Raw genomic sequence first — 24306 nt, 5'->3', positions numbered from 1 at the left:
AGGGCATCGCGTTGTCACGCGATGCCCTTGCGTTTTCACATGTAAGAGAGGCTATCAGCCCTTGGCGACAGCGGCGACTTCGGCGGCGAAGTCGCTCTCTTCCTTTTCGACGCCTTCGCCAAGCAGGAGACGTGCCATGCCGACGACTTCGATCTTGGCGCCAGCTTCCTTTTCGGCAGCCTGGACAGCAGCACCGACCGTCAGGTCAGGGTTGATGACGAAAGCCTGCGAGAGAAGAGCGACTTCTTCGAAGAACTTGCGCATGCGGCCTTCAACCATCTTTTCGATGATCGCTTCCGGCTTGCCGGATTCGCGGGCCTGTTCGATGAAGACGTTGCGTTCGCGCTCGGCAACAGCAGCATCGACTTCTTCAGAACGGATGGCGAGCGGGTTGGTCGCAGCGATGTGCATGGCAACCTGGCGGCCGATCGACGTCAGGACAGCCTTGTCGCCTTCCGACTTCAGCGCGACGAGAACGCCGAGCTTGCCGATGCCGTCGCCGGCAGCGTTGTGGATGTAGGTCGCGACAACGCCGTGCTCGACTTCGAGCTTGGCAGAGCGGCGCAGCGTCATGTTCTCGCCGATGGTGGCGATCGCGTCCTTGATGGTGTCGATAACCGGCTTGCCGGATGCCGGGTAGGTCGCAGCCGCGATGGCTTCAACCGTGCCGTCGGTCGCAAGCGCAACGCTGGCGATACCGCGAACGAGGTCCTGGAAGGCGTCGTTACGGGCAACGAAGTCGGTTTCCGAGTTGAGCTCGACGACAACGGCCTTGTGGCCAGCGCCGGCGATGGCGATCAGGCCTTCAGCAGCAGCGCGGCCAGCCTTCTTGTCGGCCTTGGAGATGCCCTTGGCGCGGAGCCAGTCGATCGATGCTTCGATGTCGCCGTTGTTTTCGAGCAGCGCCTTCTTGCAGTCCATCATGCCTGCGCCAGACTTTTCGCGCAGTTCCTTCACCAGTGCAGCCGTAATCTCGGTCATAAGCTTCCTCTTTGTCGGTTCAACGGTGGCCCGCGAAACGCGTGCGGCACCGGATTGAGGCACGAAATGTACCTGTATGTATGACAGCGTGATGAATGACGCGCCATAACGAAACATGTCAGGCAATGGCGGATGCCTTCGCCTGAAAAGGTCAAGGCCGCCGGAACTTCGCAAAGTCTCGCGCGGCCTTTTCCCAATTCAGTCAAGCAAAGCGAACCGCAAGATCCGCCGCTTGTTTATCAGGCCTGAGCCGTCTCATCGAGCGCCGGCTCGGCCGGAGCTTCGAAGGAAGCGCCGAGGTCACGGCCAGACGAGCTCTGCTGACGCGCAATGCCATCGAGGGCAGCGCGAGCAATCAGGTCGCAGTAGAGAGCGATGGCGCGCGACGCGTCGTCGTTACCCGGGATCGGGTAGTCGATGAGGTCCGGATCGCAGTTCGAGTCGATGATGGCGACGACCGGGATGCCGAGGCGCTTGGCTTCGTCGATCGCGATCTTTTCCTTGTTGGTGTCGATGATGAACATCAGGTCCGGCGTGCCGCCCATGTCCTTGATACCACCAAGGGCCTTGTCGAGCTTTTCGCGCTCGCGCTCAAGGTTCAGACGTTCCTTCTTCGTGAAGCCGGAGGCGTCGCTGGAAAGGATTTCGTCAAGCTTGCGCAGGCGCTGGATCGAGTTGGAGATCGTCTTCCAGTTGGTCATCATGCCGCCGAGCCAACGCGAGTTGACGTAGTACTGAGCGGAACGCTTGGCCGAGTCAGCGATGAGCTCGGAAGCCTGACGTTTGGTGCCAACGAACAGAACGCGGCCGCCACGGGCAACCGTGTCGCTGACGATCTGCAGAGCGCGCGACAGCATCGGAACGGTCTGAGCCAGGTCGATGATGTGGATGTTGTTGCGATCGCCGAAAATGTACGGCTTCATCTTCGGGTTCCAGCGGTGCGTCTGGTGGCCGAAGTGGACCCCTGCTTCGAGGAGCTGGCGCATAGAGAAATCGGGCAATGCCATGCCTTGTTATCCTTTTCCGGTTGAACCTCCGCAAGGCGAACAGCATCCTCTTTGAGAATGCCACCGGGCGGAACAATCCGGATTTCTCCCGGACAATCCCATGCCTTACGTGTGGAATGCGGGTGCCCTTACAGTCGATTCACCTCGATTGCAAGGGTTTCTCTGAAAAAACCGACACCCGGAGATCTGAGCGCCGGGCCTTACCGGCATCAGTTGGGCTCTGCGGGGCACGGCCAATCTGTGGGAGCCTTCAGCCCCGAGGGCAGCTTCGTCGTGGCGTCGCCGCATGCGAGATCGATCTGCGCCTGTTCCAGCCCGGTCGCAGTCGAAAGATCGACGCCTTCGATGCGCGTCAGATACATGAAGGCGCGGTCGAAACTGACCTTTCCGCCAAGCGTCGCGCCAACCAGATTGGCGCGCGACAGGTTTGCCAGCGCGAACTTGGATTCGCTGAGCGTCGCCTTGGCGAAGTTGGTGCGGCCAAGCTCGGCCTTCTCGAAGCTGGCGCCTGACAACTGTGCACCGGTGAAATCGGCACGCTGCAACTCGGCCGCGGCGAAGGATGCCTTCTGCGCCGATGCGCTCTGGAAGACCGAGCGATAGGCTTCGATCTTGTCGAATTTCGCACCGTCGGCCTTGGCATTCTCGAGCCAGGCGCGGATCAGGGTCGCCTTTTCGAAATTGGCTGATGTCAGGTTGGCACCCTTGAGGCTCGTCTGCGACAGGTCGGCATCGGCTAGATTGGCGCCTTCGAAGTCGCTCGATTCGAGCATCAGGTTCTTCTTGTTGCAATTGCTCCAATCGATGCCGGACGCTGGCGTCTCGCCGCAATCGGCGGCAAATGCCGGCATGGCTGCGCAGAAGGCTGCGAGCGCAATGACCGAAGAAGCAAGCATTTTCACTGGCATGCAGGTCATGCCATCCTCCCCCGGAAAAAGACCTGCCGCGTCGAAGCGGCTATTCAGCTACTTACAGGTCTCGGGCTTCTTGTCGAGCATTTCCAGCTTCGCGAGCTTGCCGGTCAGGACGAAATCACCGTAGTCCATGGTGAGATCGCGGGTAATGCCGTTCTCGTAGAGCTTGAACGACATCCGGTAGACAGGCAAGGCGTCCGTCTTGCTGTTTTCGTTGAAGTAGGAAATCGTCACCGGCCAGAAAGCCTGCTTGGCGAAGGCGCCGGCATTGCCGGCATCGGCCTCGTCGCCCGCCTTGGGGCTGATCTGCTTGCCGACGACGGTCGTCGTCGCCAGCGCCTTGTCGCCATCATCGGATCCGTCGAAGACGCGGGCCTCAAAGAAGCGTTTGCCAGACTTGGCGTTCTCGATCACGTCGAGCATGTGTTCCGTAGGGAAGCGGCTTTCCGCCAGCTGCAATTCCTTCGTCTGCGGGCTCGTCAGGTCGACGGTCACGCCATTCGGCTTGTCGCTGGCCGCGCCGTTGACTTCCTTGTCCAACTGGTCGTCGGTGAAGGACTTGGTCTCGAAGGTGAATTTGCGGTCCTTGATATTTTCGAAGGTCTTGGTCTGCTGGTCGCTGACCCGGGTGTTTTCACCCGTATCGATCTGCGTCACGAAGCGGAAATTGGTGGTGAAGCCTTCGCAGTAACTTCCATTAAACTCATAGACCATGCGGCCGGACATGCCGGCGATGCCTGAACGTTCGGATGCGTCCTTAAGTTCGAGATCGTAGATCGCGCGATGCGCCACGAGACCTGACGCAATCGCAGCGCCCGCCGCGGGCGCGGCGGCTAAGGCCGGTGCGGAAACGCTTGCGATAAGCAGAGCGGCAAGACTCGATCGGAACATCCATTATCTCCTGTTGGACTCGGCCGCGATGTTATAAGAACGCTTTCGGCCAAATCGAGGCTGGAAGCTGTCATACGCAACATTCTAGTCTTGATGCATAATTTTTGAAGCATTGACAATGAAAGTGGAGGCGAAAATGTCCGACCAGATTGCCGCAAAACTCAAGGAAATGGGGATAACCCTGCCGCAAGCCGCTGCTCCGGCTGCCAATTATGTTCCCTATGTGATCAGCGGCGGCCTTCTCTACATTTCCGGCCAGCTCCCCATGGAAGGCGGCAAGGTCGCCGTCACCGGCCATCTCGGCAAGAATGTCGACGTCGCGGCCGGCCAACGCGCCGCAGAACTTTGCGCCATCAACATCCTGGCGCAGGCCAGTGCCGCACTCGGCGGCGACCTCGGCCGCATCAAGCGCGTCATCAAGCTCAACGGCTTTGTCGCGTCGGCGCCTGAATTCGTCGAGCAGCACCTCGTCATCAACGGCGCCTCCAACCTGATCGCCAATGTTCTCGGCGACGCCGGCAAACATGCCCGCGCTGCCGTCGGCATGGCCGCGCTGCCGTTCAACGCCGCCGTCGAAATCGATGCCATCTTGGAAATCGCATAACATGACCTCCGCCGCTTGGATCAAGGAACTGCCGGTCGCGCATCGCGGCTATCACGACACCAACAAGCTCGTCTGGGAAAACACGCTGACGGCGTTTTCGCGCGCCGTCGAGGCGGGTTTCGCCATCGAGTGCGATCTGCATTATGCCTCCGACGGCGTTCCGATCGTTTTCCACGACGAGAACCTTGAGCGCCTCTGCAACATGCCGGGCGACATCCGCGAGCGGACCTCCAAGGAGCTCGGCCTGCTCTCCGTTGGCGGYACCGCCGACAAGATCCCGACGCTGAAGCAGCTGCTCGATCTCGTTCAGGGCAAGGTTCCTCTGGTGCTTGAGCTCAAGGGCCGTGAAGCCGATGACGAGGGCTTTGCCGAGACCGTGCTCGAGGTGCTGGAAGGCTATCAGGGCAAGGTCGCGCTGATGAGCTTCGACCACTGGCTGCTGCGCGACCTGAAGGAACTGAAGGCGCCCTACCCCGTCGGCCTGACGGCTGGCGGTAACAAGCCCGAGGAATTCGAGGTTCACGAGAAGGCGATGGCGCTCGGCCTCGATTTCATCTCCTATTTCTTCGCGGATCTGCCGAACCCGTTCATCTCCGGCCAGCGCGACAATGGTATCCCTGTGATCACCTGGACCGTGCGCGACGAGAAAGCCCGCAAGCATACATTCGAAAATGCCGATCAAATGACTTTTGAAGGCTTTGATCCCCACGCTTCGGTTTGATGCTCGCTTTTTGGACAAGATCATGCGCAGACTGGAAGGGAGCCACTTTCCTCCCCCAACGGCCTCGTCTTTTGCTCCATGACTGATGAACTATCGATCCGCGTCGAACGGTCCTTTACCGCGATTTCCCCGGAGAGCTGGTCACGGCTTTCCGGGACATCGAAAACGGCAAACACCGTCCCCTACAATCCGTTCCTGTCTCACGCTTTTCTCTCGTCGCTTGAAGAATCAGGCTCCGCAACGGCGGACACCGGATGGCTCGGCCATCACCTGCTTCTGGAGACGGAAAAGGGCGAGCTGATCGGCGCCCTGCCCGGCTATCTCAAGAACCATAGCCAGGGCGAATATGTCTTCGACCATGGCTGGGCGGATGCTTTCGAGCGCGCCGGCGGGCACTATTATCCGAAGCTGCAATGCTCGATCCCGTTCACGCCGGCGACCGGCCCGCGGCTGCTGGTTGCCGAAGGATTCGAGCGGCGGCCGGTCCAGAGCGTCATTGCCGAGAGCCTGAAGGAAGTCGTGCGTCAACTCGGCGTCTCCTCGGCGCATGTCACCTTCGTGCCCGAGGATGAGATCTCAGTCTTCGAGACCGACGGCTATCTGCATCGGACCGACCAGCAGTTCCACTTCATCAATGAAGGCTATGCCGATCACGACGCCTTCCTGGAAACGCTGGCGTCACGCAAGCGCAAGGCACTGAAGAAGGAGCGCCGCGCCGCGCTCGAGAACGGCATCAGCATCGACTGGCTGACCGGCAGCGACCTGACCGAACGGATCTGGGACCAGTTCTTTTCCTTCTATATGGATACCGGCAGCCGCAAATGGGGCCGGCCCTATCTGACCCGTGAATTCTATTCACTGATCGGCCAGCGGATGCCCGACGATATCCTGCTCGTGATGGCCAAGCGCGAGGGGCGCTATGTGGCAGGCGCCATCAACTTCATCGGCGGCGATACGCTTTACGGCCGCCACTGGGGATGCATCGAGGATCACCCCTATCTGCATTTCGAGGTCTGCTATCATCAGGCGATCGATTTCGCCCTCGCCAAGGGCCTGAAGCGCGTCGAGGCCGGAGCGCAGGGCGAGCACAAGCTCGCCAGAGGTTACCTGCCGGTGACAACGCATTCCGCCCATTATGTCGCCCATGCCGGTCTGCGCCGGGCGATCGCCGATTATCTCAAGCGCGAGCGTGAGGATGTCGAGCACATGAACGAAATCCTCACCGACCACAGCCCGTTCCGCAAGGGAGAGCCGCAGCAGGAGGATTGACGCACTCGCCGTCACCGCGCTACCCGATTGCAAACACGAGGAGATTTCACCATGACCAGCGCCGCCTATGACGACAACAACATCTTCGCCAAGATCCTGCGCGGCGAAATCCCTTCGCACCGGGTCTATGAAGACGACCATACGGTTGCCTTCATGGATGTGATGCCGCAGGCGCCGGGCCACGTCCTCGTTGTTCCCAAAGCCCCGTCCCGCAACATTCTCGACGCGGATCCAGCTGCGCTGTCTCAGGCCATCGCAGTCGTCCAGAAGATCGCCAATGCAGTTCAGGATGCCTTCGATGCCGACGGCGTCTTCGTCTGCCAGTTCAACGAACCGGCCGCCGGACAGACCGTCTTCCACCTGCACTTCCACGTCATCCCGCGCCATGACGGCGTGGCGCTGAAGCCGCATTCCGGCACGATGGAAGACGGCGCGGTGCTCGCCGCCAACGCCGAGAAGATCAGGGCCGAACTCGCCTGAGCTGCAGCAGAACCTGGAGATAAAGATGATCCGTCATACGGTGGCATTCCGCCTGAAGCATCCAGCCGGCTCGGCAGAGGAAAAGGCTTTCCTCACCGAAGCACTGACGCTCGCCGCCATTCCGAGCGTGCGCAATTTCGAGCAGCTGCGGCAGACCAGCGGCAAGAATGCCTTCACCTTCGGCTTCTCGATGGAGTTCGAGAACCAGGCCGGCTACGACGCCTATAATGTCCACCCGGCGCATGCTGCCTTCGTGCGCGACCGCTGGGTTCCGGAGGTCGAGGACTTTCTGGAGATCGACTACGCGCCGCTCTGAAACACGCACCGGCAGACACAAAAAAGGCCGCATCACTGCGGCCTTTTTCAATTCACCATGCAGTGACGATCAGCTCTTGCGCGGAACCTTCGGAACCGTGCTGCTCTTCTTCGGCGCCGCCTTCACTTCCGGCTCGGCTTGGGCCTTGGCCTTCTTGACCGTTGCCTTCTTCGGCTTGGTCTTCAGCTCGCCATCATCCTCGCCATCGGCGTCGGGATGGATGACCTCAGCCTCGGGCTTCGGCTTGATCGGTGCCAGTTCCGAAACGGAATTGAGCACGATACCGGGCTTGCCGTCTTCCTTCGGACCGACGGTGACGGAAACCACGCCACCCTTCTTCAGCTTGCCGAAGAGGATTTCGTTCGCGAGCGGCTTCTTGATGACGTCCTGGATGACGCGAGCCAGCGGGCGGGCGCCCATCTTCTCGTCGTAACCCCGTTCCGCCAGCCAGGCGATCGCATCCTCATGCAGGTCGAAGGTCACGTTGCGTTCGGAAAGCTGCGCTTCCAGCTGCATGATGAACTTCTGGACGACCTTGTGGATCACAGCCGTCGGCAGCGATGCGAACGGAATGATCGCATCCAGACGGTTGCGGAACTCCGGCGTGAAGAGGCGGTTCAGCGCTTCCTCGTCTTCGCCCGACCGCTTGGACGAGCCGAAGCCGAAGGCAGCCTTGGCCATCTCCGATGCGCCCGCATTGGTCGTCATGATCAGGATGACGTTGCGGAAGTCGATCTTCTTGCCATTGTGGTCGGTCAGCGTACCGTGGTCCATGACCTGCAACAGAATGTTGTAGATATCAGGATGCGCCTTCTCGATTTCGTCGAGAAGAACCACGCAATGCGGATGCTGGTCGACGCCGTCGGTCAGAAGACCGCCCTGGTCGAAGCCGACATAGCCAGGAGGTGCACCGAGCAGACGCGAGACGGTGTGCCGCTCCATGTATTCGGACATGTCGAAGCGCAGCATCTCGACGCCGAGCGACGATGCAAGCTGCTTGGCAACCTCGGTCTTGCCGACGCCCGTCGGGCCGGAGAAGACGTAGGAGCCGATCGGCTTGTTCGGTTCGCGAAGGCCGGCACGCGCCAGCTTGATCGCGGTAGACAGGGCTTCGATCGCCGTATCCTGGCCATAGACCACCGAGCGCAGTTCCTGCTCGAGATTGGCAAGAACGGCTTCGTCATCCTTCGACACGGTCTTCGGCGGGATGCGGGCCATCGTCGCGATCGTCGCTTCGATCTCCTTCTCGGTGATCAGCTTGCGGCGGCGCGAGGGCGGCAGCAGCATCTGGGCTGCACCCGTCTCGTCGATGACGTCGATCGCCTTGTCCGGCAGCTTGCGGTCCGAGATGTATCGGGCCGACAGCTCGACAGCCGACTTGATGGCATCGTTCGAATAACGCAGGTGGTGATATTCTTCGAAATAAGGCTTGAGGCCCTTCATGATTTCGATCGCATCATCGATCGACGGCTCATTGACGTCGATCTTCTGGAAGCGGCGAACCAGAGCCCGGTCCTTTTCGAAGAACTGGCGATATTCCTTGTAGGTGGTCGAGCCGATGCAACGGATCGCGCCGGAAGACAGAGCAGGCTTCAGCAAGTTCGACGCATCCATGGCGCCGCCCGACGTGGCGCCCGCACCGATGACGGTGTGGATTTCGTCGATGAACAGCACGGCGCCCGGATATTCCTCGAGCTCTTTGACGACCTGCTTCAGACGCTCTTCGAAGTCGCCGCGATAACGGGTGCCGGCCAGCAGCGTGCCCATATCGAGCGAGAAAATCGTCGCGTCGGCGAGCGCTTCCGGCACCTTGCCTTCGACGATGCGCTTGGCGAGACCTTCGGCGATCGCCGTCTTGCCGACGCCGGGATCACCCACATAAAGCGGGTTGTTCTTCGAACGGCGGCACAGAACCTGGATCGTGCGGCTGACTTCGGCATGACGGCCGATCAGCGGATCGATCTTGCCGGTCTTGGCCTTCTCGTTGAGATTGACGCAATAGGCCTTCAGCGCATCCTGCTGCTTCTTGCCTGCGGTATCGTCCTCTGCGCCGCCGCGCGATGCGCTCGGCTTGCTCTCGGATTCATCCTCGGCACCGCGCGGGGTGCGGCTTTCCGACGAGCCCGGCCGCTTGCCGATGCCGTGCGAGATGTAGTTGACCGCGTCGTAGCGGGTCATCTCCTGCTCCTGCAGGAAATAGGCGGCGTGGCTTTCGCGTTCGGCAAAGATCGCGACGAGGACGTTTGCCCCCGTCACTTCTTCGCGGCCCGACGACTGGACATGGATCACGGCACGCTGGATGACGCGCTGGAAGCCGGATGTCGGCTTGGAGTCCTCGTCATAGCCAGTGACCAGATTGGAGAGTTCGTTGTCGATATACTCGATCAGTGTCTTGCGGAGCGCGTCGAGATCGACGTTGCAGGCACCCATGACCGCGGCCGCATCGGAGTCGTCGACAAGGGCGAGCAGCAGATGCTCGAGCGTCGCATATTCGTGATGCCGCTCGTTGGCAAAGGTCAGTGCCTGATGGAGCGCCTTTTCTAAGCTAGGCGAAAATGTTGGCACGTTGTGATCCTCACTTCTTTTCCATGACGCATTGCAGCGGATGCTGATGCTGCCGGGCAAAGTCCATCACCTGGCTCACCTTCGTTTCCGCTACCTCGTATGTGAATATCCCGCACTCGCCGACGCCGTGGTTATGGACATGGAGCATGATGCGGGTGGCACTTTCGCGATCTTTCTGGAAAAACCGCTCCAGGATGTGGATGACGAATTCCATGGGAGTGTAGTCGTCATTCAGGATGAGCACGCGGTAGAGATTAGGCTTCTTGGTCTTCGGCTTCGTACGTGTAATGACCGAGGTTCCGCGATTTCCGTTGTCCCCGTTCCTTTCGCCATCGTTTTGCATCCGGATCGGCTTTGCGATCATTTTCATTCATTCCTCGATCAGTCCGATGGTGCATGGGAGGATGCTTTACCCACCGAATATCTGAAACACTAACTTAGTTCATAATGCTGCGATTTTAAGCCCCTTGTTCCCGACTGCAATCACAATTCCGCAGGACTTGACGCAAACGCCAAAAAAGTCCCGGACTATTTCTTGAACAGAGCAGAAAACAAAAAAGACCGGCCGCAAGTGCGTAGCCGGTCTTCGTTTTTCAAGGGGTGCGCCACAAGGCGCATGGAATCAGGCAGCGGCGGGCGTCGCCTGTGCGGCAGCTTTCGCGGCCTTCACGACCGGTGCCGGAACCTGCGCCTCGTAGGACTTGTAGGCGCCCTTGGCGAGGTCGGAATACATGTCGCCCATCTTGGTGGCTTCGGCGACGAAGCTTTCATAGGACGATTTCACGAAACTGCTCTGCAGGTCGAAGGCAGCCTCGATGCTGCGAACGCCTGACAGCGCCTCGAAATGCCTGACGGTGTCTTCAAACGATTTCTTGGAATATTCGACGGCTTCGGTGGCAATTGCCTGGAAGCCCTTGGCGCTATCCGAATAGCTCTTGAGCATCGTGTCCATGGCTTCCTTGCTCTTGCGGCTCGTATCGTCAAAGTTGAACATGCGCATCCTCCTCTTCGGCTCTGCAGCAAAAATGGTAGCCACAAACCATCAGGAGTCAAGAGATTTTGTGCGATGCAAAACGACTCATGCGTGCATTCGCGATGCCGCATATTGTCCGAAAAAAGATGAACGTACGTCGATCGTTGATTTTGCAGACATATATCAGTCAGGCGCAACCAGAGGCTTCGCCGGTAGCCAGCGAAGCCTCGAAACACATTGCTTTTAACGGCTCAGTCTAGCAGATCGGCGGGCACCTTGCCGCCGTTCTCGGAGAGCTTCTTCATCAGCGCCTTGTGCAGGAACATGTTCATCTTGGCGGAGTCGCCTGTGTCACCTGAGTAGCCGAGCTCGGCTGCCAGTTCCTTGCGCTCGGCAAGGCTTGCATCCATGCCGACGGCCTTCATGAGATCGACGATCGAGCGGCGCCAATCGAGTTTCTGGCCGCTTTTCTTCACGGCAGCATCGAGGATCGGAACGATATCGACGGCGGTCGCTGCCGCCTTTGGCGCAGCGGAAGCCGCGGGTGCGGGTGCCGCGGCGGCAGACGCAGCTGTGGGCGCTGCTGACGGCGGGGCCGGAGTTGCGGCCGGTTCAACCTTCGGCGCGGCTGCCGCCGTAACGGGAGCCGCTTTCGCCTCCCCGAAAATCGCGTGCTTGATCTTGTCGAAAATTCCCATGTCCCAGGCCTCCATGATGATTGATCGCATTCGCAATCACTAAAATGGAGCAGAGAGCGGCGCGATCCAGCGGCTAGGACCGATTGCGTGCCATAAAACGCAAACGGGCCGCAAAGCGGCCCGTCACGCAATGTCAATCGGCGCCGGATCAGAGATCGACGTCGAGGATCGCCATCGAGAAGTTATAGGAGCGGTCGCCGTCCTCGTCGTCGATATAGACGACACCCAGGAACTCCTCGCCGAGGTAAACTTCAGCCGAGTCGTTCTTGCGCGGGCGCGCCTTGACGACGATCTCCGGGTTGAGCGTTTTCTTGAAGTAGGCGTCGAGCTTCTTGAGTTCTTCGGGCTTCACACTTGATCTCCTAGCGGTCTCTGGTGGCCGCTTCTTGCACACGAAAAGTGGCGCTGTAAAGGTTGAGACAGGCCAACGTACCCGGCTTTCCCCTTGCGATTTTCACCAGCTTTTTTCAGCCTCTGCGAATATGACCGGCTCAGATATCCGCGCCGATCACCTGGTCCATGACGCGCGACGGCTCCGAACACCCTGCGGTTCCAACGACCTTCGCCGGCACGCCTGCGACAGTCGTCTTCGGCGGAACGGCCTTCAAGACCACTGAGCCCGCTGCAACGCGCGAGCAGTAGCCGATCTCGATATTGCCGAGGATCTTCGCCCCGGCTCCGATCAGCACGCCGCTGCCGATTTTCGGATGGCGGTCTGCACCTTCCTTGCCGGTACCGCCGAGCGTCACGCCATGCAGGATCGAGACGTTGTCGCCGATCACGGCCGTCTCGCCGACGACGAGACCGGTCGCGTGGTCGAGGAAGATGCCTCTGCCGATCCGGGCCGCCGGATTGATATCCGTCTGGAAGACGCTGGACGAACGGCTCTGCAGATAGAGCGCCAGATCACGGCGTCCACGGTTGAGCAGCCAGTGGGCCAGACGATGCGTCTGCAGGGCATGGTAGCCCTTGAAATAGAGCACGGCTTCCATGAAGCGGAGGCATGCGGGATCGCGGTCATAGATCGCCTGGATATCGACGCGCAGGATGTCGCTCCATTCCGGCCAGTCCGACAGCATTTCGTCGAAGGCCTGGCGCAGCAGCGTTGCCTGCATGTCCGGGTGGTCGAGGCGTTCACAGATACGGTGGATGACGCATTCTTCCAGCGAGCGGTGATTGATCACCGTCGAATAAAGGAAAGCCGCCAGTACCGGATCCTTCTCGGCAGCAATGCGCGCCTCTTCGCGCAGGCTGTCCCAGATCGGATCCATCACCTTGAGCGGGCTTGCAGCTTCAAGAGGACGAATGTCTGTCTTCGCGACCATTACCGGTCTCCTCATTTCCCGTGGGAACGTCAGTGTATAGAGCAAAACGGCTGTAACATAAATGGGTCGGGCCGCCAGCGCTTTCTAGAATGATTTTTCCGTGAATATCCGCTCAACAGCGGCATGTCACCGTCAGGCGACCTTCTCGTAAAACTCCAGAACCGCTTTCTTGAAAACCCTGTCGCCGACAGCCAGCATATGGTCGCGGCCCGGGATATCGAGCGCTTCGGCATTCGGCATCAGGGCGGCAAGCTCCTGAGGCGAACCCGCAATGTCGTCCTTTGTTCCGACGCCAATCAGCGTCGGCGCTTCGATCTTGCCCATGTCGGCGCGGGCGACGAGATCGCGGGATCCTCGAATACACATGGCCAGCGCCTCGCGGTCGCTTTTCGTCTGCTCTGCAAAGGCGCGGAACATCCGGCCGCGGTCGTGTGTCACGGTATCGAGCGACGGCGCCAGCAGCGCGTCGGCGATCGGATCCCAGTCGCCGACGCCATCGGTCATGCCGATGCCGAGGCCACCGAGCACCAGCGAGCGGACGCGGTGCGGATTGGCGAGCGCCGCAAAGACAGAAATGCGCGCGCCCATCGAATAGCCCATGACGTTTGCTTCGGGGATGCCGAGATGATCGAGAAGCGCCATCGCGTCCGCCGCCATGATCCACGGGCGGTAGGCTTCGGCATCGTGCGGCTTGTCGCTGGCGCCGTGGCCGCGGTTGTCCATGGCGATCACGCGGTAACCTGCATCGCCCAGCGTTTTCAGCCAGCCCGGATGCACCCAGTTGACGCTCGCCGTCGACGCAAACCCGTGAATGAGCAGGACCGGCGCGCCATTCGGGTCGCCTTCGTCGAAATAGGCGAGTTTCAGGCCGTCATGCGTGAAGCTGGAGAATGCAGGCGTATTCAAATTCATAAAGGCAGGCCCCTGTTTGCGCCGGACCATATTTTATCGCTGCCGCGAGGTGAACCCCGGCGGGCAAAAAACCATGCGGCTTGCGGCGCTTTGGCTCTACACATTTGCGGCGAAGGACGGTAATGTCCGGCCAAATTTCAAAGCATTCGGAGACAGACATGGCCGGCCACAGCATTCCTCACTTCCAGAACGACGGCGGACACCGCGTGATCGAAGTCGGCGTGAAGGAATTCATGTGCACCGGCGCATCCGTGCCGTTCGACCATCCGCATATCTTCATCGACATGGGCGACGACAACGAAAAGGTCTGTTCCTATTGCTCGACGCTGTTTCGTTTCAATGGCGCGCTGAAGGCCAACCAGACGAACCCGGCCGGCTGCGTCTTCCATGTGAAGGCCGCCTGATCATTCTCTCCTGAAGATCGGACAAACGATGCCGGTCGAGCACGCCGCCATTGCGGGCGCAGGAATTGCAGGGCTGACAGCCGCGCTGGCGCTGGCCAAACGGGGCATCCGTTCCGATATTTTCGAACAGGCCGGCGAACTGGCAGAGGTCGGTGCCGGCCTGCAGCTTTCCCCCAACGCGTCGCGCATTCTCCGTGAACTCGGTGTTCTCGCCGAGATCGAAAAATGTTGGCTTGAGCCGGAAATGATCCGGCTCGTTGCGGGCGACACGTTGCGGCAGCTCGCCGCCGTTCCCGCCGGCCGTTTCGCCCGTGAGCGATGGGATGCCCCCTACGGCGTCCTGCACCGTGCAACGCTTCAGCGCGTGCTTCTGGACACGGTGCGCGCCAACCCGCTCTGCCAGCTGCATCTCGGCACTCCGATCGAATCCGCAGGTTTGCCGTCTAATGGCCCGGGCGTGCTGATCGGCGCCGACGGCGTCTGGTCGAAGACGCGAGCCTCGATCGATGCTTCGCCCTCGCCCCGATTTTCAGGCAACATCGCCTATCGCTTCACGATCACAGCCGCCGCAGCACCTGACTTTCTCGACAGGAACAGCGTCTCGGCGTTTCTCGGTGGATCGGTGCATCTCGTCTGCTATCCGCTGAAGGAATCGGCGAGCTTCAATCTCGTCGCCATCACCAGCGGCAATGAAAGCACTGAGCGGTGGGACAGTGGCACGGCAAGTCACCAGCTGGAGACTTTGCGTTCGCGCTTCCGCGGCTGGCATCCCGAAGCTCTGGCCCTGCTTCGCAATATCGAGCCGACCTATTGGCCGCTCTACGAAGCATCCGAGGGATCGTGGCAGGACGGGCGCGACCGCGTGCTGATCGGCGACGCTGCGCATGCGATGATGCCGTTTGCCGCCCAGGGCGCGGCCATGGCAATCGAAGATGCCTATGAGCTGGCTTATTTTCTGGGCAGCAATCCCATCGAGCAGGCCCTGCCCCGCTTCGAGGCGCATCGGGGCCCGCGGATCGCCAAGATCCGCAAGCGCGGCGCATTCAACCGCTTTGCCTATCACGCCCGCGGCCCGGTCAGGATCGGGCGTGATATCGTCTTGTCGATGAAACCGCCGCAAAGCCTCGCGGCGGATCTTGACTGGATTTACGGCTACCGGCCGCTCGGCTGATCAGACGGCCTTTGCCGCCGCAAAGCCGCGTTCGATATCGGCCTTGATATCGGCAACGTCTTCCAGACCGATCTGCAGGCGGATCAGCGGGCCGCCTTCCGGCGCCTTGGYGATACGGCGGTCGTTCAGGTTGACGTGAACGGCCAGGCATTCGAAGCCGCCCCAGGACCAGCCGAGCCCGAAGATGCTGAGCGCATCGAGGAAGGCATGAGCCTTCGCCTTGTATTGCTTGGCGGAATCGACCTTGAGCACGAAGGAGAAGATGCCGCTGGCGCCCTTGAAGTCACGCTTCCAGATGTCGTGACCCTTGAAGCTCGGCAGGGCCGGATGCAGCACCTTGGCCACCTCTTCGCGGCCTTCCAGCCACTTGGCAAGGGCCAGCGCGCTTTCATTGTGACGCTCCAGGCGGATACCCATGGTGCGCAGTCCGCGAAGCACCTGATAGGCGTCGTCAGGTGCGCCGCAGATGCCGAGCGTGACGTTGGCTTCTTTCAGCTGCTCCCAATGCTTGGCATTGGCCGAAACGGTGCCCATCAGGATATCGGAATGGCCGGCCGGATATTTGGTCGCCGCGTGGATCGAGATATCGACGCCGAAATCGAGTGGGCGGAAATAGACGGGGGTGGCCCAGGTATTGTCCATGGCAACGATGGCGCCATGCTTGTGGGCAATTGCGGCAATCGCCGGAATGTCCTGCATCTCGAACGTGTTCGAGCCGGGCGCTTCCGTATGGACGAGCCTGGTATTCGGCTTGAAAAGCTGCTCGATGCCGGCACCGATGGCCGGGTCGTAATATTCGACCTCGACGCCCATGCGCGTCAGCATGGTGTCGCAGAAATGGCGGGTCGGCGTGTAGACGGAATCGACGATTAGCGCGTGATCGCCCGAAGACAGAAATGCCAGGAACGGCACGGTAACGGCAGCAAGGCCCGACGGCACGAGGATCGTGCCCGCGGAACCTTCGAGCGCGTCGATCGCCTCACAGAGTGCATCGGTGGTCGGCGTACCGCGGGTGCCATACGTGTATTTCTGCCCGCGCGTCTCCATCGCCTTGGCATTCGGAAACAGCACCGTCGATGCGTGCACGACGGGCGGATTGACGAAACCGTGGTATTCCGAAGGGTCGTTGCCGATATGCGAGAGGCGGGTGTTGATACCGGCGTTCTGCAGGAGACCGTCTTTGTCTTTCATAGTCTGAAATAGCCTTTGGCGAGGGATGCAATGGGCGAGTTTTGGACCTCAGGAAAAGTCGGGTCAACCCCGTAGCCGCGACGGGCCGAAAATTACCCGGAACGTTACTTTCGCAGATATATCAGTGAATTGCGCGGTATTTTTCCGCAAAACACTGCCCAAATACTATCCAACTGCCTATCAGAACGGCGCATTTTGCCAAAATGCCGAATTTTGCCGCATTTATTAGCCGCGACACTTGACCGTATTGGCATTTGCGACTGTGATAGAACCACTCGCGCCGGGAGGGTGTCGAGAAATTGGGGGGACAGGGTTTTCTTCGCCTCTCCTCCCACAAAAACATAAGACAACAGATAAAAGGTTGGGAAAAATGAAGATTAAGCTCCTGTCCGCCGCCGTCGGCGCAGCAGTTTTCGCTCTTGGCGCCCATGCGGCCTCGGCAACCACTCTTGAAGACGTGAAGGCAAAGGGCTTCGTTCAGTGCGGCGTCAACTCGGGCCTCCTGGGTTTCGCGCAGCCTGACGCATCCGGCAACTGGGCCGGCTTCGACGTTGATTTCTGCAAGGCCGTCGCTTCCGCCGTCTTCGGCGACCCGACCAAGGTCAAGTACACGCCTCTGTCCGCCAAGGACCGCTTCCCGGCCCTGCAGTCTGGCGAAGTCGATGTTCTCTCGCGTAACACCACCTGGACGATCAACCGCGACACCGCTCTCGGCTTCAACTTCCGTCCGGTCACCTATTACGACGGTCAGGGCTTCATGGTTCGCAAGAGCCTGAACGTGAAGTCGGCTCTCGAACTCTCCGGCGCCGCTGTGTGCGTACAGTCCGGCACCACGACCGAGCTCAACCTCGCCGACTACTTCAAGTCCAACAACCTTCAGTACAATCCGGTCGTTTTCGAGAAGCTCGAAGAAGTCAACGCTGCCTATGATTCCGGCCGTTGCGACGTCTACACGACCGACCAGTCCGGCCTCTACTCGCTGCGTCTGACGCTGAAGAACCCTGACGAGCACATGATCCTTCCGGAGATCATCTCCAAGGAGCCGCTCGGCCCGGCAGTGCGCCAGGGTGACGACCAGTGGTTCGATATCGTTTCGTGGACGGCTTACGCCCTGGTGAACGCTGAAGAATTCGGCATCACCCAGGCAAATGTCGACGAGATGAAGAATTCGCCGAACCCGGATATCAAGCGCTTCCTCGGCACCGAAGCCGATACCAAGATCGGTACCGACCTCGGCCTGACCAACGAGTGGGCCTACAACATCATCAAGGGCGTCGGTAACTACGGTGAAGTCTTTGAACGCAACGTCGGTCAGGGCAGCCCGCTGAAGATCGCACGCGGCCTGAACGCATTGTGGAACAAGGGCGGCATCCAGTACGCACCGCCGGTTCGCTAAGCTTTCGACAAGAATGCCGGAAAGGCGGGAAACCGCCTTTCCATCTTCAAAGAAAAAAAGCCCAAAAACGGGCACATAGGGGATTAGGCTCGGCATGACGCAAGAGGCTGTGCACACGACACCTTTGCCGGAGAGCCGCTGGACGCTCCAGTCGGCACTTTACGACCCCAAATTCAGGGGCATCTTTTTCCAGGTTCTGACCGTACTTCTGCTCGTGCTGTTCGTGGCATGGGTCGCTCACAACACCGCGCTCAACCTGCAGCGCAGCAATACGGCATCTGGTTTCGCATTTCTCAACGGACGCGCCGGCTTCGAGATCGGCCAGTCGCTGATCCCGTATTCGAGCGATTCGACATATGGCCGCGCGCTCGTCGTCGGTATACTCAACACCATTCTGGTCGCCGTGACCGGCATCATCACCGCGACGATCATCGGCTTCGTCGTCGGCATCGGGCGCCTGTCGCACAACTGGCTGATCGCCAAGCTGTGCACCGTCTATGTCGAGGTGTTCCGCAACATCCCGCCGCTGCTCGTCATCTTCTTCTGGTATTCCGGAGTTCTGGCCGTGCTGCCGCAGCCGCGCGAATCCGTGCATCTGCCGTTCAGCATGTTCCTGAACAACCGTGGCCTCGCCTTCCCGAAGCCGATCTTCGATACCGGCATGTGGGCTGTCCTCGCAGCCTTAGTGATCGGCATCGTCGCCACTGTGATCATCGCCCGCTGGGCGCATAAGCGCCAGGCGGCAACGGGCAAGCAGTTCCATACGATCTGGGTGTCGATCGGGCTGATCGCCGGCCTGCCGATCCTGGCCTTCCTGGCGGCGGGTCTGCCGATGACCTTCGACGTTCCTGTCGCGGGCAAGTTCAATCTGACCGGCGGCTCCGTCGTCGGGCCGGAATTCATGTCGCTGTTCCTGGCGCTGTCCTTCTACACCGCGGCCTTCATCGCCGAAATCGTGCGTGCCGGTATCCGGGGCGTGCCGAAGGGACAGTCGGAAGCCGCAGGCGCGCTCGGTCTGCATCCCTCCTCCGTCACCCGCCTCGTCGTGGTGCCGCAGGCCTTCCGCATCATCATCCCGCCACTTACCAGCCAGTATCTCAACCTGACCAAGAACTCATCGCTGGCAATCGCCGTCGGCTTCTCGGATCTCGTTGCCGTCGGCGGTACGACGCTCAACCAGACCGGCCAGTCGATCGAAGTCGTGGTCATTTGGATTGCCGTCTACCTCACCCTCAGCATTCTGACGTCGCTGTTCATGAACTGGTTCAACGGCAAAATGGCACTGGTGGAGAGATAAGATGTCGGGTTCCAACATTTCTTTCGTCCGCAACGCCATGCTGCAGCCGGAACCGGCTCCATCCAGCGAACGCGGCGCAATCGCCTGGATCAGGCGCAACCTGCTGGCGACGCCGAAGGACATCATCCTGACGGTGATCGCCATCGCAGTTCTCGCCTGGGTGCTGCCGCACATGATCAACTGGCTGTTCATCCAGGCCGTCTGGACCGGTACGGACCGCACCTTCTGCGCCACCACCGTTCAGGGCGGCACGCAGCCGGATGGCTGGAGCGGCGCCTGCTGGGCGTTCGTCAACGCAAAGCTCGACCAGTTCGTCTATGGCCGCTACCCGCTCAGCGACCGCTGGCGTCCGACGCTTGTTTTCATCATGTTCGCCGCCCTGCTGGTGCCGATGCTGATGCCGTCGATGCCGCGCAAGGGGCTGAACGCGCTGCTGCTCTTCGTGGCGCTGCCGCTCGTTTCGCTCTGGCTGCTGTATGGCGGTCTCGGCCTCGAAGTCGTGGAAACCCCGCTCTGGGGCGGCCTTCTCGTGACGCTCGTCGTCTCATTCGTCGGCATCGCGGTCTCCCTGCCCTTCGGCATCATCCTGGCGCTCGGGCGCCGTTCGAAGATGCCTGTCGTGAAGATGGTCTGCGTCATCTTCATCGAAGTCATCCGCGGCATTCCGCTGATTACCGTCCTGTTCATGGCCAGCGTCATGTTGCCGCTGTTCCTCCCGCAGGGCTGGAACGTCGACAAGCTGCTGCGCGCCGTGATCGGCGTGTCGATCTTCGCGTCGGCCTATATGGCAGAGGTCATCCGCGGCGGTCTGCAGGCCATTCCGAAGGGCCAGTACGAAGGCGCGGATTCGCTTGGATTGGGCTATTGGCAGAAGATGCGCCTGATCGTGCTGCCTCAGGCGATCAAGCTCGTCATCCCTGGCATCGTCAATACGTTCATCGGCATGTTCAAAGATACCTCGCTGGTCTCGATCATCAGCATGTTCGACCTGCTCGGCATCGTCCGTCTGAACTTCTCCGACGGCAACTGGGCATCGGCCGTAACACCGTTGACAGGTCTGATCTTTGCGGGTTTTGTCTTCTGGATTTTCTGCTTCGGCATGTCTCGCTATTCGGTGTTCATGGAACGCCATCTCGACACCGGCCACAAACGATAAGAATTGAGGGTAACAAATATGGCTGAAGCTCAAACCAAGAAGCTCACCGTCTCCACGACCGAAGTGGCGGTCGATATCGTCAACATGAACAAGTGGTATGGCGATTTCCACGTTCTGCGCGACATCAACCTGAAGGTCATGCGCGGCGAGCGCATCGTCATCGCCGGTCCGTCGGGTTCCGGCAAGTCGACGATGATCCGCTGCATCAACCGTCTGGAAGAGCACCAGAAGGGTCAGATCGTCGTCGATGGCACCGAGCTTACCAACGACCTGAAGAAGATCGACGAAGTGCGGCGCGAAGTCGGGATGGTGTTCCAGCACTTCAACCTCTTCCCGCATCTGACGATCCTGGAAAACTGCACGCTGGCGCCGATCTGGGTGCGCAAGATGCCAAAGAAGCAGGCGGAAGAAGTCGCCATGCACTTCCTGAAGCGCGTCAAGATTCCGGAACAGGCCAACAAATATCCGGGCCAGCTCTCCGGTGGCCAGCAGCAGCGCGTGGCGATCGCCCGCTCGCTCTGCATGAATCCGAAGATCATGCTGTTCGATGAGCCGACCTCGGCACTCGATCCTGAAATGATCAAGGAAGTTCTGGATACGATGGTCGGTCTGGCCGAAGAAGGCATGACCATGCTCTGCGTCACCCACGAAATGGGCTTTGCCCGCCAGGTCGCCAACCGCGTCATCTTCATGGACCAGGGCCAGATCGTCGAGCAGAATTCGCCGGCCGAATTCTTCGACAATCCGCAGCACGAGCGCACCAAGCTGTTCCTCAGCCAGATCCTGCATTAAGCGGATAACAGATCAGAAAAAGCCGCCGGAGCGATCCGGCGGCTTTTTTGTTTGCGGCTTTAGCGGGATGCCAGCGTCCGTAGCATCTTGCAGAGACCGGTCAGCCCGGCATCATAGCCACCAGAGGCAATGTCGCGGCAGCGAACCAGCATCTTCCGCTGATCGCTGGCATCCATCCTGCTGAACTCGCGGGTAACCGCACTCGGCGTCATCCCGCTTCCACTGCCGCCACTGGATGCACCACCACCGGACGAGCCGCCGCCGATACCAAGGCCGAGATTGGCGCCTGCGCCATTGCCGATATTTGCGCCCGCATTGGCATTGATGCCGTTCGATCCGCCGATCGACGCCGTGACATCCGTATCGAGGATATTACCATTGCTGCCGCCGAGAGTTGCGCCGGCATTGGCGTTCACACCGCTGCCGCCGCCAGCCGATACGCCGGCATCGACGTCTGCGAGGTTGCCACTGCCGCCCGCATTGGCGCCGACCGCCGCATTGACGCCATTGCTGCCGCCAACACTGGCTTTCACATCGGCATCAACGAGACCGCCGGACCCGCCGACCGTGGCGTTGGTATTCGCATTGATGCCACCGGAGCCGCCGACAGAAGCGCCGACATTGGCGCCAAGGCCGCCGGAACTTCCGGAGCCGAGGCCGACACTGGCATTGACGCCGTTGCTGCCGCCGATAGAGATATCGAGAGCGTGCACAGAACTGACCGGCATGACGAAAATCGAGCAGGCGGATGCAAGGACGGCGATCGCGGTCCTCGAATGAGCGTAGGTCATGATATTCCTCCGTTTTCTCAATGCCGGATCACCGGCAGCCGAAAATCGACGGAACGCGCGCACCTTCGATCAGATGGACAGGGCCTCCAGCCCGGTCCTTGGACACGGCCGTTGGCGGGTCCGTGGACTTGGCCATCGCGGTCAGGTCCATGAAAAGCGAACGCAGTAATATTAGCATTGTTTCACGCAACAATGAGCCACGGTTACCGCGAAGCAAAGATCCGGCCAAAGCGTGCCGGAAGCATACACTTCTTCGTCAACAGGCGGCGGTTGGCGAATCGCTGTGATACCGGCCATAGACAAGAGCGAGCGAAAGCCTAATTGCCTGAGATAACAAACAACCGACGGAGCGCCCGATGAAACTCTCTCTTGCCGCAGCGATCATCGCGGGTGCTGTTCTTTCTGGCTGCACTGCGACCGGCGATATCTCCGGCCCAGGCCTGGCACCGATCCCGGGCAGCATCACCTATAATGGCCAACCCCGGACGAAGCTGACCAAGTCGCCGATCGGCTCGCAGTTTCCGCACACCTTCGTGGACAATCGCGGCCGCGAGGTCGAGGAAACCTACATCATCCGGCCGGACCGCAGCCTGATGATCGCCAATCGCGTCTATCGCCCGATCTTCCGCTGGAACGATTGATTCCGGCAAACAGGCCTGCGTTTCCGGTGGCGCTCCTGCTCTCGTCCCTTGCCGCATGGAACGGCTCTGCGATGCAGTCACGGGCCGGACAGCGGCAACAGCAATGACCGCCTCGGGAACAAATAAGCGTGAATGTCAGTTTCCCTCCCATGTGAAGAGGAGAAGAGACAATGACATACGACCCGAACAACCTGAATGACCCGAACCGTCCGCTGGATCCGGCGGGCACTCCCGACTACCGCGCCACCCCTGTCCGCGCTGAAAAATCCAACGCCTGGGTCGGCTGGGTGGCAGCGATCGCCGTGGTCGCCGTCGCGGCCTTTGCCTATACGGAGTGGAACGGCACGCCGACTACCGACCCGCAGACGACGGCATCGACGCAATCGGAACCGGCAGCACCGGCACCGGCTCCCGTAAAGCCGATGGCACCGGCCGATACAAACGCTACTCCGGCCCCGGCTACGCCGCCCGCAGCCGGTGGCAACACCCCGCAGTAAGCGAGAAAAGGCCCGGTTCATCACCGGGCCTTTTTCAATCATCATGCCTTCGGCATCATGTGCATTAAGCTTACCGGCTAACCGTCCGGCGAAGAACGCGTTGAAGCCGCGGCACGCCGGAGGCATACAATGCCTCACGCCCCTCGTAGCTCAACGTCAGAGCAGCTGCGCCGTTAGCAGCCGATCCAGGTTCAATTCCTCGGCAGGGGCACCAAGGCGCCGCTTTTGCGTTCAAAATTTTCGGAAAAAGAATTGGCGACCCCTGCAGGATTCGAACCTGCGACCACCTGCTTAGAAGGCGGAGGCCGAAATGAGCATTCTCAGGGCTTCTCGCGATATCAAAGTGTAAACGGACCCCGATATTTCATTGACGAATCCTGGCCCGATGTAAACCATTATCGCCATGGCAACGCCCTACAAACCCCTCTACCGCTGGCGCAGAACCCGGATCGACGAGAACGATCCGCCGGACGATAATGATTGGTCCGGATATGACGGCGAAAACTGCATCGGACGAATCCAGAAGCAGTTGCACGGGCCGATGAAGGGGAAATGGATGTGGAACCTGCTCGCCACCCACGTTAAGCTACGGATCATGCCGCAATCGGGCTTCATAGACGAAGGCCGAGAGGCTATGCGCCGGGTGGAAGAACGGTATCATGATCTGATGCGAGCGAATGATCAGACGGGATGCAAAGGATGATGAACAACCCGTCATCACATCTCGGGGTTGTCATCGCTCGTCTGGTGCATATATAGCTTATTTAGCTAGATAGACCTTGGGTTGCGAGTGCAGCCATTAGGGCAGACCAGGCAATTAAGAATGCAGATTCTGTTTTTATCTTTAGTTATAGTTTGCTCAATCTACTTTTTATGTCGCAGACAAGTGGATCCAATCCTCGTAGCATTCGGATCGACTGTTATTTATTTCTCGCCCGGCATTTTGGGGAGCATCCAGTTCGCCAGCGGATACGATGCCAGCGGGGCTCCCCTGGTAAAATACAACAGCAATATAGTTGCCGGAGCATATGTCTGCATGATGATTGTCATCGTCGCAGTGAGCGTGTCCACGATGATCTTGGATCGAATTCCAGCGAGGAGCGCGCTGCACTTTGCGGGGGACCGATACTTCCCCTATGTTCTCGGTGCGCTCATCATTGTCGCGTCGACGCTTTCGATCCGAACGGTGTCGGAGTTTTACCTATGCACAGACAAGACATTGACGCTCTCGAAGATTGACAACGGGTATTACTGGGCCGCCTATGCCCTGCCTCTGTGCCTCGTCAGCGCATGCTTGCTCCGCAATTGGATGGT

At 59.9% G+C, this 24306-nt stretch carries 28 protein-coding genes and 1 tRNA gene; 16 read left to right on the top strand and 13 right to left on the bottom strand.

What is annotated here, in order from left to right:
- Nucleotides 1-54: 54 nt before the first annotated feature.
- The 4 genes from tsf to AC1DIJ_RS27790 form a co-directional block, all read right to left on the bottom strand.
- Nucleotides 55-981, bottom strand: coding sequence for a translation elongation factor Ts (tsf, locus tag AC1DIJ_RS27805; RefSeq protein WP_112388106.1), 927 nt, complete (start codon nt 979-981; stop codon nt 55-57).
- Between the two features lie 239 nt (nt 982-1220).
- Nucleotides 1221-1988 (bottom strand): 30S ribosomal protein S2, encoded by a 768-nt coding sequence (gene rpsB / locus AC1DIJ_RS27800; protein WP_112388105.1) that lies wholly within the window; start codon nt 1986-1988, stop codon nt 1221-1223.
- A 209-nt stretch (nt 1989-2197) separates the two neighbouring features.
- Nucleotides 2198-2905, bottom strand: a complete 708-nt coding sequence (locus tag AC1DIJ_RS27795; RefSeq protein ID WP_477831706.1) for a pentapeptide repeat-containing protein — start codon at nt 2903-2905, stop codon at nt 2198-2200.
- Between the two features lie 48 nt (nt 2906-2953).
- On the bottom strand, nt 2954-3793 hold the full coding sequence (locus tag AC1DIJ_RS27790) for a cell envelope integrity EipB family protein (protein WP_112388104.1): 840 nt from the start codon (nt 3791-3793) through the stop codon (nt 2954-2956).
- A 136-nt stretch (nt 3794-3929) separates the two neighbouring features.
- On the opposite strand from AC1DIJ_RS27790, the gene AC1DIJ_RS27785 reads away from it, so the two are divergent.
- The 5 genes from AC1DIJ_RS27785 to AC1DIJ_RS27765 all read left to right on the top strand — a co-directional run bounded on the left by AC1DIJ_RS27785 (nt 3930) and on the right by AC1DIJ_RS27765 (nt 7183).
- Nucleotides 3930-4397 carry a RidA family protein gene (locus tag AC1DIJ_RS27785; protein ID WP_112388103.1) on the top strand — a complete coding sequence of 156 codons (468 nt, stop codon included), beginning with the start codon at nt 3930-3932 and terminating at the stop codon, nt 4395-4397.
- 1 nt (nt 4398) lies between these two features.
- The gene (locus tag AC1DIJ_RS27780) at nt 4399-5118 is read left to right on the top strand and encodes a glycerophosphodiester phosphodiesterase (protein WP_112388102.1); all 720 of its coding nucleotides are present in this window, start codon (nt 4399-4401) and stop codon (nt 5116-5118) included.
- Between the two features lie 78 nt (nt 5119-5196).
- Nucleotides 5197-6387 carry a GNAT family N-acetyltransferase gene (locus AC1DIJ_RS27775; RefSeq protein WP_112388101.1) on the top strand — a complete coding sequence of 397 codons (1191 nt, stop codon included), beginning with the start codon at nt 5197-5199 and terminating at the stop codon, nt 6385-6387.
- A 51-nt stretch (nt 6388-6438) separates the two neighbouring features.
- Entirely contained in the window at nt 6439-6867 is a 429-nt protein-coding gene (locus AC1DIJ_RS27770; protein WP_112388100.1) for an HIT family protein, read from the top strand.
- A gap of 25 nt (nt 6868-6892) precedes the next feature.
- Entirely contained in the window at nt 6893-7183 is a 291-nt protein-coding gene (locus AC1DIJ_RS27765; protein ID WP_112388099.1) for a Dabb family protein, read from the top strand.
- A gap of 69 nt (nt 7184-7252) precedes the next feature.
- Here the strand turns inward: AC1DIJ_RS27765 and clpA are convergent, their stop codons facing one another.
- The 7 genes from clpA to AC1DIJ_RS27730 form a co-directional block, all read right to left on the bottom strand.
- Nucleotides 7253-9748 (bottom strand): ATP-dependent Clp protease ATP-binding subunit ClpA, encoded by a 2496-nt coding sequence (gene clpA / locus AC1DIJ_RS27760; protein WP_112388098.1) that lies wholly within the window; start codon nt 9746-9748, stop codon nt 7253-7255.
- A 10-nt stretch (nt 9749-9758) separates the two neighbouring features.
- On the bottom strand, nt 9759-10112 hold the full coding sequence (gene clpS / locus AC1DIJ_RS27755) for an ATP-dependent Clp protease adapter ClpS (RefSeq protein ID WP_112388172.1): 354 nt from the start codon (nt 10110-10112) through the stop codon (nt 9759-9761).
- A gap of 258 nt (nt 10113-10370) precedes the next feature.
- Nucleotides 10371-10742: a phasin family protein gene (locus AC1DIJ_RS27750; protein ID WP_112388097.1), complete on the bottom strand. Its 372-nt coding sequence runs from the start codon at nt 10740-10742 to the stop codon at nt 10371-10373.
- Between the two features lie 230 nt (nt 10743-10972).
- Nucleotides 10973-11419 (bottom strand): DUF3597 domain-containing protein, encoded by a 447-nt coding sequence (locus AC1DIJ_RS27745; protein ID WP_112388096.1) that lies wholly within the window; start codon nt 11417-11419, stop codon nt 10973-10975.
- A gap of 148 nt (nt 11420-11567) precedes the next feature.
- Nucleotides 11568-11771 carry a DUF3126 family protein gene (locus AC1DIJ_RS27740; protein ID WP_112388095.1) on the bottom strand — a complete coding sequence of 68 codons (204 nt, stop codon included), beginning with the start codon at nt 11769-11771 and terminating at the stop codon, nt 11568-11570.
- A 139-nt stretch (nt 11772-11910) separates the two neighbouring features.
- Nucleotides 11911-12744 (bottom strand): serine O-acetyltransferase, encoded by an 834-nt coding sequence (gene cysE, locus AC1DIJ_RS27735; RefSeq protein ID WP_112388094.1) that lies wholly within the window; start codon nt 12742-12744, stop codon nt 11911-11913.
- 132 nt (nt 12745-12876) lie between these two features.
- Nucleotides 12877-13656, bottom strand: a complete 780-nt coding sequence (locus AC1DIJ_RS27730) for an alpha/beta hydrolase (protein WP_112388093.1) — start codon at nt 13654-13656, stop codon at nt 12877-12879.
- A 158-nt stretch (nt 13657-13814) separates the two neighbouring features.
- Between AC1DIJ_RS27730 and AC1DIJ_RS27725 the strand changes: the two genes are divergently transcribed.
- A complete protein-coding gene (locus AC1DIJ_RS27725) occupies nt 13815-14060 on the top strand; it encodes a zinc-finger domain-containing protein (protein ID WP_112388092.1) in 246 nt (81 codons plus the stop codon).
- A gap of 28 nt (nt 14061-14088) precedes the next feature.
- The gene (locus AC1DIJ_RS27720) at nt 14089-15231 is read left to right on the top strand and encodes an FAD-dependent monooxygenase (protein WP_112388091.1); all 1143 of its coding nucleotides are present in this window, start codon (nt 14089-14091) and stop codon (nt 15229-15231) included.
- Here the strand turns inward: AC1DIJ_RS27720 and AC1DIJ_RS27715 are convergent, their stop codons facing one another.
- The gene (locus tag AC1DIJ_RS27715; RefSeq protein WP_477831705.1) at nt 15232-16422 is read right to left on the bottom strand and encodes a cystathionine beta-lyase; all 1191 of its coding nucleotides are present in this window, start codon (nt 16420-16422) and stop codon (nt 15232-15234) included. It lies immediately after the preceding gene.
- 370 nt (nt 16423-16792) lie between these two features.
- On the opposite strand from AC1DIJ_RS27715, the gene AC1DIJ_RS27710 reads away from it, so the two are divergent.
- The 4 genes from AC1DIJ_RS27710 (at nt 16793) to AC1DIJ_RS27695 (ending at nt 21063) form a co-directional block, all read left to right on the top strand.
- The gene (locus tag AC1DIJ_RS27710) at nt 16793-17818 is read left to right on the top strand and encodes an amino acid ABC transporter substrate-binding protein (RefSeq protein ID WP_112388089.1); all 1026 of its coding nucleotides are present in this window, start codon (nt 16793-16795) and stop codon (nt 17816-17818) included.
- 94 nt (nt 17819-17912) lie between these two features.
- Nucleotides 17913-19115: an amino acid ABC transporter permease gene (locus tag AC1DIJ_RS27705; protein WP_112388088.1), complete on the top strand. Its 1203-nt coding sequence runs from the start codon at nt 17913-17915 to the stop codon at nt 19113-19115.
- A 1-nt stretch (nt 19116) separates the two neighbouring features.
- Nucleotides 19117-20271 carry an amino acid ABC transporter permease gene (locus AC1DIJ_RS27700; RefSeq protein WP_112388087.1) on the top strand — a complete coding sequence of 385 codons (1155 nt, stop codon included), beginning with the start codon at nt 19117-19119 and terminating at the stop codon, nt 20269-20271.
- A gap of 18 nt (nt 20272-20289) precedes the next feature.
- Entirely contained in the window at nt 20290-21063 is a 774-nt protein-coding gene (locus tag AC1DIJ_RS27695; RefSeq protein ID WP_112388086.1) for an amino acid ABC transporter ATP-binding protein, read from the top strand.
- Between the two features lie 59 nt (nt 21064-21122).
- On the opposite strand, the gene AC1DIJ_RS27690 is transcribed toward AC1DIJ_RS27695, so the two are convergent.
- Entirely contained in the window at nt 21123-21854 is a 732-nt protein-coding gene (locus tag AC1DIJ_RS27690; RefSeq protein ID WP_112388085.1) for a hypothetical protein, read from the bottom strand.
- A 356-nt stretch (nt 21855-22210) separates the two neighbouring features.
- Here AC1DIJ_RS27690 and AC1DIJ_RS27685 point away from each other — a divergent pair, with 356 nt between their 5' ends.
- From AC1DIJ_RS27685 to AC1DIJ_RS27665, 5 genes are all read left to right on the top strand, one after another.
- Complete coding sequence (locus tag AC1DIJ_RS27685; RefSeq protein WP_112388084.1) at nt 22211-22495, top strand: hypothetical protein; 285 nt, start codon at nt 22211-22213, stop codon at nt 22493-22495.
- Nucleotides 22496-22665: 170 nt separating this feature from the next.
- Nucleotides 22666-22992: a hypothetical protein gene (locus tag AC1DIJ_RS27680; protein WP_112388083.1), complete on the top strand. Its 327-nt coding sequence runs from the start codon at nt 22666-22668 to the stop codon at nt 22990-22992.
- A 138-nt stretch (nt 22993-23130) separates the two neighbouring features.
- Nucleotides 23131-23206, top strand: a tRNA-Thr gene (locus tag AC1DIJ_RS27675).
- Nucleotides 23207-23395: 189 nt separating this feature from the next.
- The gene (locus AC1DIJ_RS27670) at nt 23396-23695 is read left to right on the top strand and encodes a hypothetical protein (RefSeq protein WP_477831704.1); all 300 of its coding nucleotides are present in this window, start codon (nt 23396-23398) and stop codon (nt 23693-23695) included.
- A 120-nt stretch (nt 23696-23815) separates the two neighbouring features.
- Nucleotides 23816-24306, top strand: a 491-nt coding sequence (locus AC1DIJ_RS27665) for a hypothetical protein (protein WP_477831703.1), incomplete at its 3' end; no start/stop codon positions are given.

This window comes from Rhizobium sp. 10N427, from assembly GCF_056394605.1.
The sequence above is the reverse complement of the archived record's forward strand: the minus strand, read 5'-3'. Positions and strand labels throughout refer to the sequence as shown.

Bases quoted from the DNA above. Each gene is read 5' to 3' on its own strand.
- tsf (WP_112388106.1), bottom strand. From the start codon at position 981: ATGACCGAGATTACGGCTGCACTGGTGAAGGAACTGCGCGAAAAGTCT.
- rpsB (WP_112388105.1), bottom strand. From the start codon at position 1,988: ATGGCATTGCCCGATTTCTCTATGCGCCAGCTCCTCGAAGCAGGGGTC.
- AC1DIJ_RS27795 (WP_477831706.1), bottom strand. From the start codon at position 2,905: ATGACCTGCATGCCAGTGAAAATGCTTGCTTCTTCGGTCATTGCGCTC.
- AC1DIJ_RS27790 (WP_112388104.1), bottom strand. From the start codon at position 3,793: ATGTTCCGATCGAGTCTTGCCGCTCTGCTTATCGCAAGCGTTTCCGCA.
- AC1DIJ_RS27785 (WP_112388103.1), top strand. From the start codon at position 3,930: ATGTCCGACCAGATTGCCGCAAAACTCAAGGAAATGGGGATAACCCTG.
- AC1DIJ_RS27775 (WP_112388101.1), top strand. From the start codon at position 5,197: ATGACTGATGAACTATCGATCCGCGTCGAACGGTCCTTTACCGCGATT.
- AC1DIJ_RS27770 (WP_112388100.1), top strand. From the start codon at position 6,439: ATGACCAGCGCCGCCTATGACGACAACAACATCTTCGCCAAGATCCTG.
- AC1DIJ_RS27765 (WP_112388099.1), top strand. From the start codon at position 6,893: ATGATCCGTCATACGGTGGCATTCCGCCTGAAGCATCCAGCCGGCTCG.
- clpS (WP_112388172.1), bottom strand. From the start codon at position 10,112: ATGATCGCAAAGCCGATCCGGATGCAAAACGATGGCGAAAGGAACGGG.
- AC1DIJ_RS27750 (WP_112388097.1), bottom strand. From the start codon at position 10,742: ATGTTCAACTTTGACGATACGAGCCGCAAGAGCAAGGAAGCCATGGAC.
- AC1DIJ_RS27745 (WP_112388096.1), bottom strand. From the start codon at position 11,419: ATGGGAATTTTCGACAAGATCAAGCACGCGATTTTCGGGGAGGCGAAA.
- cysE (WP_112388094.1), bottom strand. From the start codon at position 12,744: ATGGTCGCGAAGACAGACATTCGTCCTCTTGAAGCTGCAAGCCCGCTC.
- AC1DIJ_RS27730 (WP_112388093.1), bottom strand. From the start codon at position 13,656: ATGAATTTGAATACGCCTGCATTCTCCAGCTTCACGCATGACGGCCTG.
- AC1DIJ_RS27725 (WP_112388092.1), top strand. From the start codon at position 13,815: ATGGCCGGCCACAGCATTCCTCACTTCCAGAACGACGGCGGACACCGC.
- AC1DIJ_RS27720 (WP_112388091.1), top strand. From the start codon at position 14,089: ATGCCGGTCGAGCACGCCGCCATTGCGGGCGCAGGAATTGCAGGGCTG.
- AC1DIJ_RS27710 (WP_112388089.1), top strand. From the start codon at position 16,793: ATGAAGATTAAGCTCCTGTCCGCCGCCGTCGGCGCAGCAGTTTTCGCT.
- AC1DIJ_RS27705 (WP_112388088.1), top strand. From the start codon at position 17,913: ATGACGCAAGAGGCTGTGCACACGACACCTTTGCCGGAGAGCCGCTGG.
- AC1DIJ_RS27700 (WP_112388087.1), top strand. From the start codon at position 19,117: ATGTCGGGTTCCAACATTTCTTTCGTCCGCAACGCCATGCTGCAGCCG.
- AC1DIJ_RS27695 (WP_112388086.1), top strand. From the start codon at position 20,290: ATGGCTGAAGCTCAAACCAAGAAGCTCACCGTCTCCACGACCGAAGTG.
- AC1DIJ_RS27690 (WP_112388085.1), bottom strand. From the start codon at position 21,854: ATGACCTACGCTCATTCGAGGACCGCGATCGCCGTCCTTGCATCCGCC.
- AC1DIJ_RS27685 (WP_112388084.1), top strand. From the start codon at position 22,211: ATGAAACTCTCTCTTGCCGCAGCGATCATCGCGGGTGCTGTTCTTTCT.
- AC1DIJ_RS27680 (WP_112388083.1), top strand. From the start codon at position 22,666: ATGACATACGACCCGAACAACCTGAATGACCCGAACCGTCCGCTGGAT.
- AC1DIJ_RS27670 (WP_477831704.1), top strand. From the start codon at position 23,396: ATGGCAACGCCCTACAAACCCCTCTACCGCTGGCGCAGAACCCGGATC.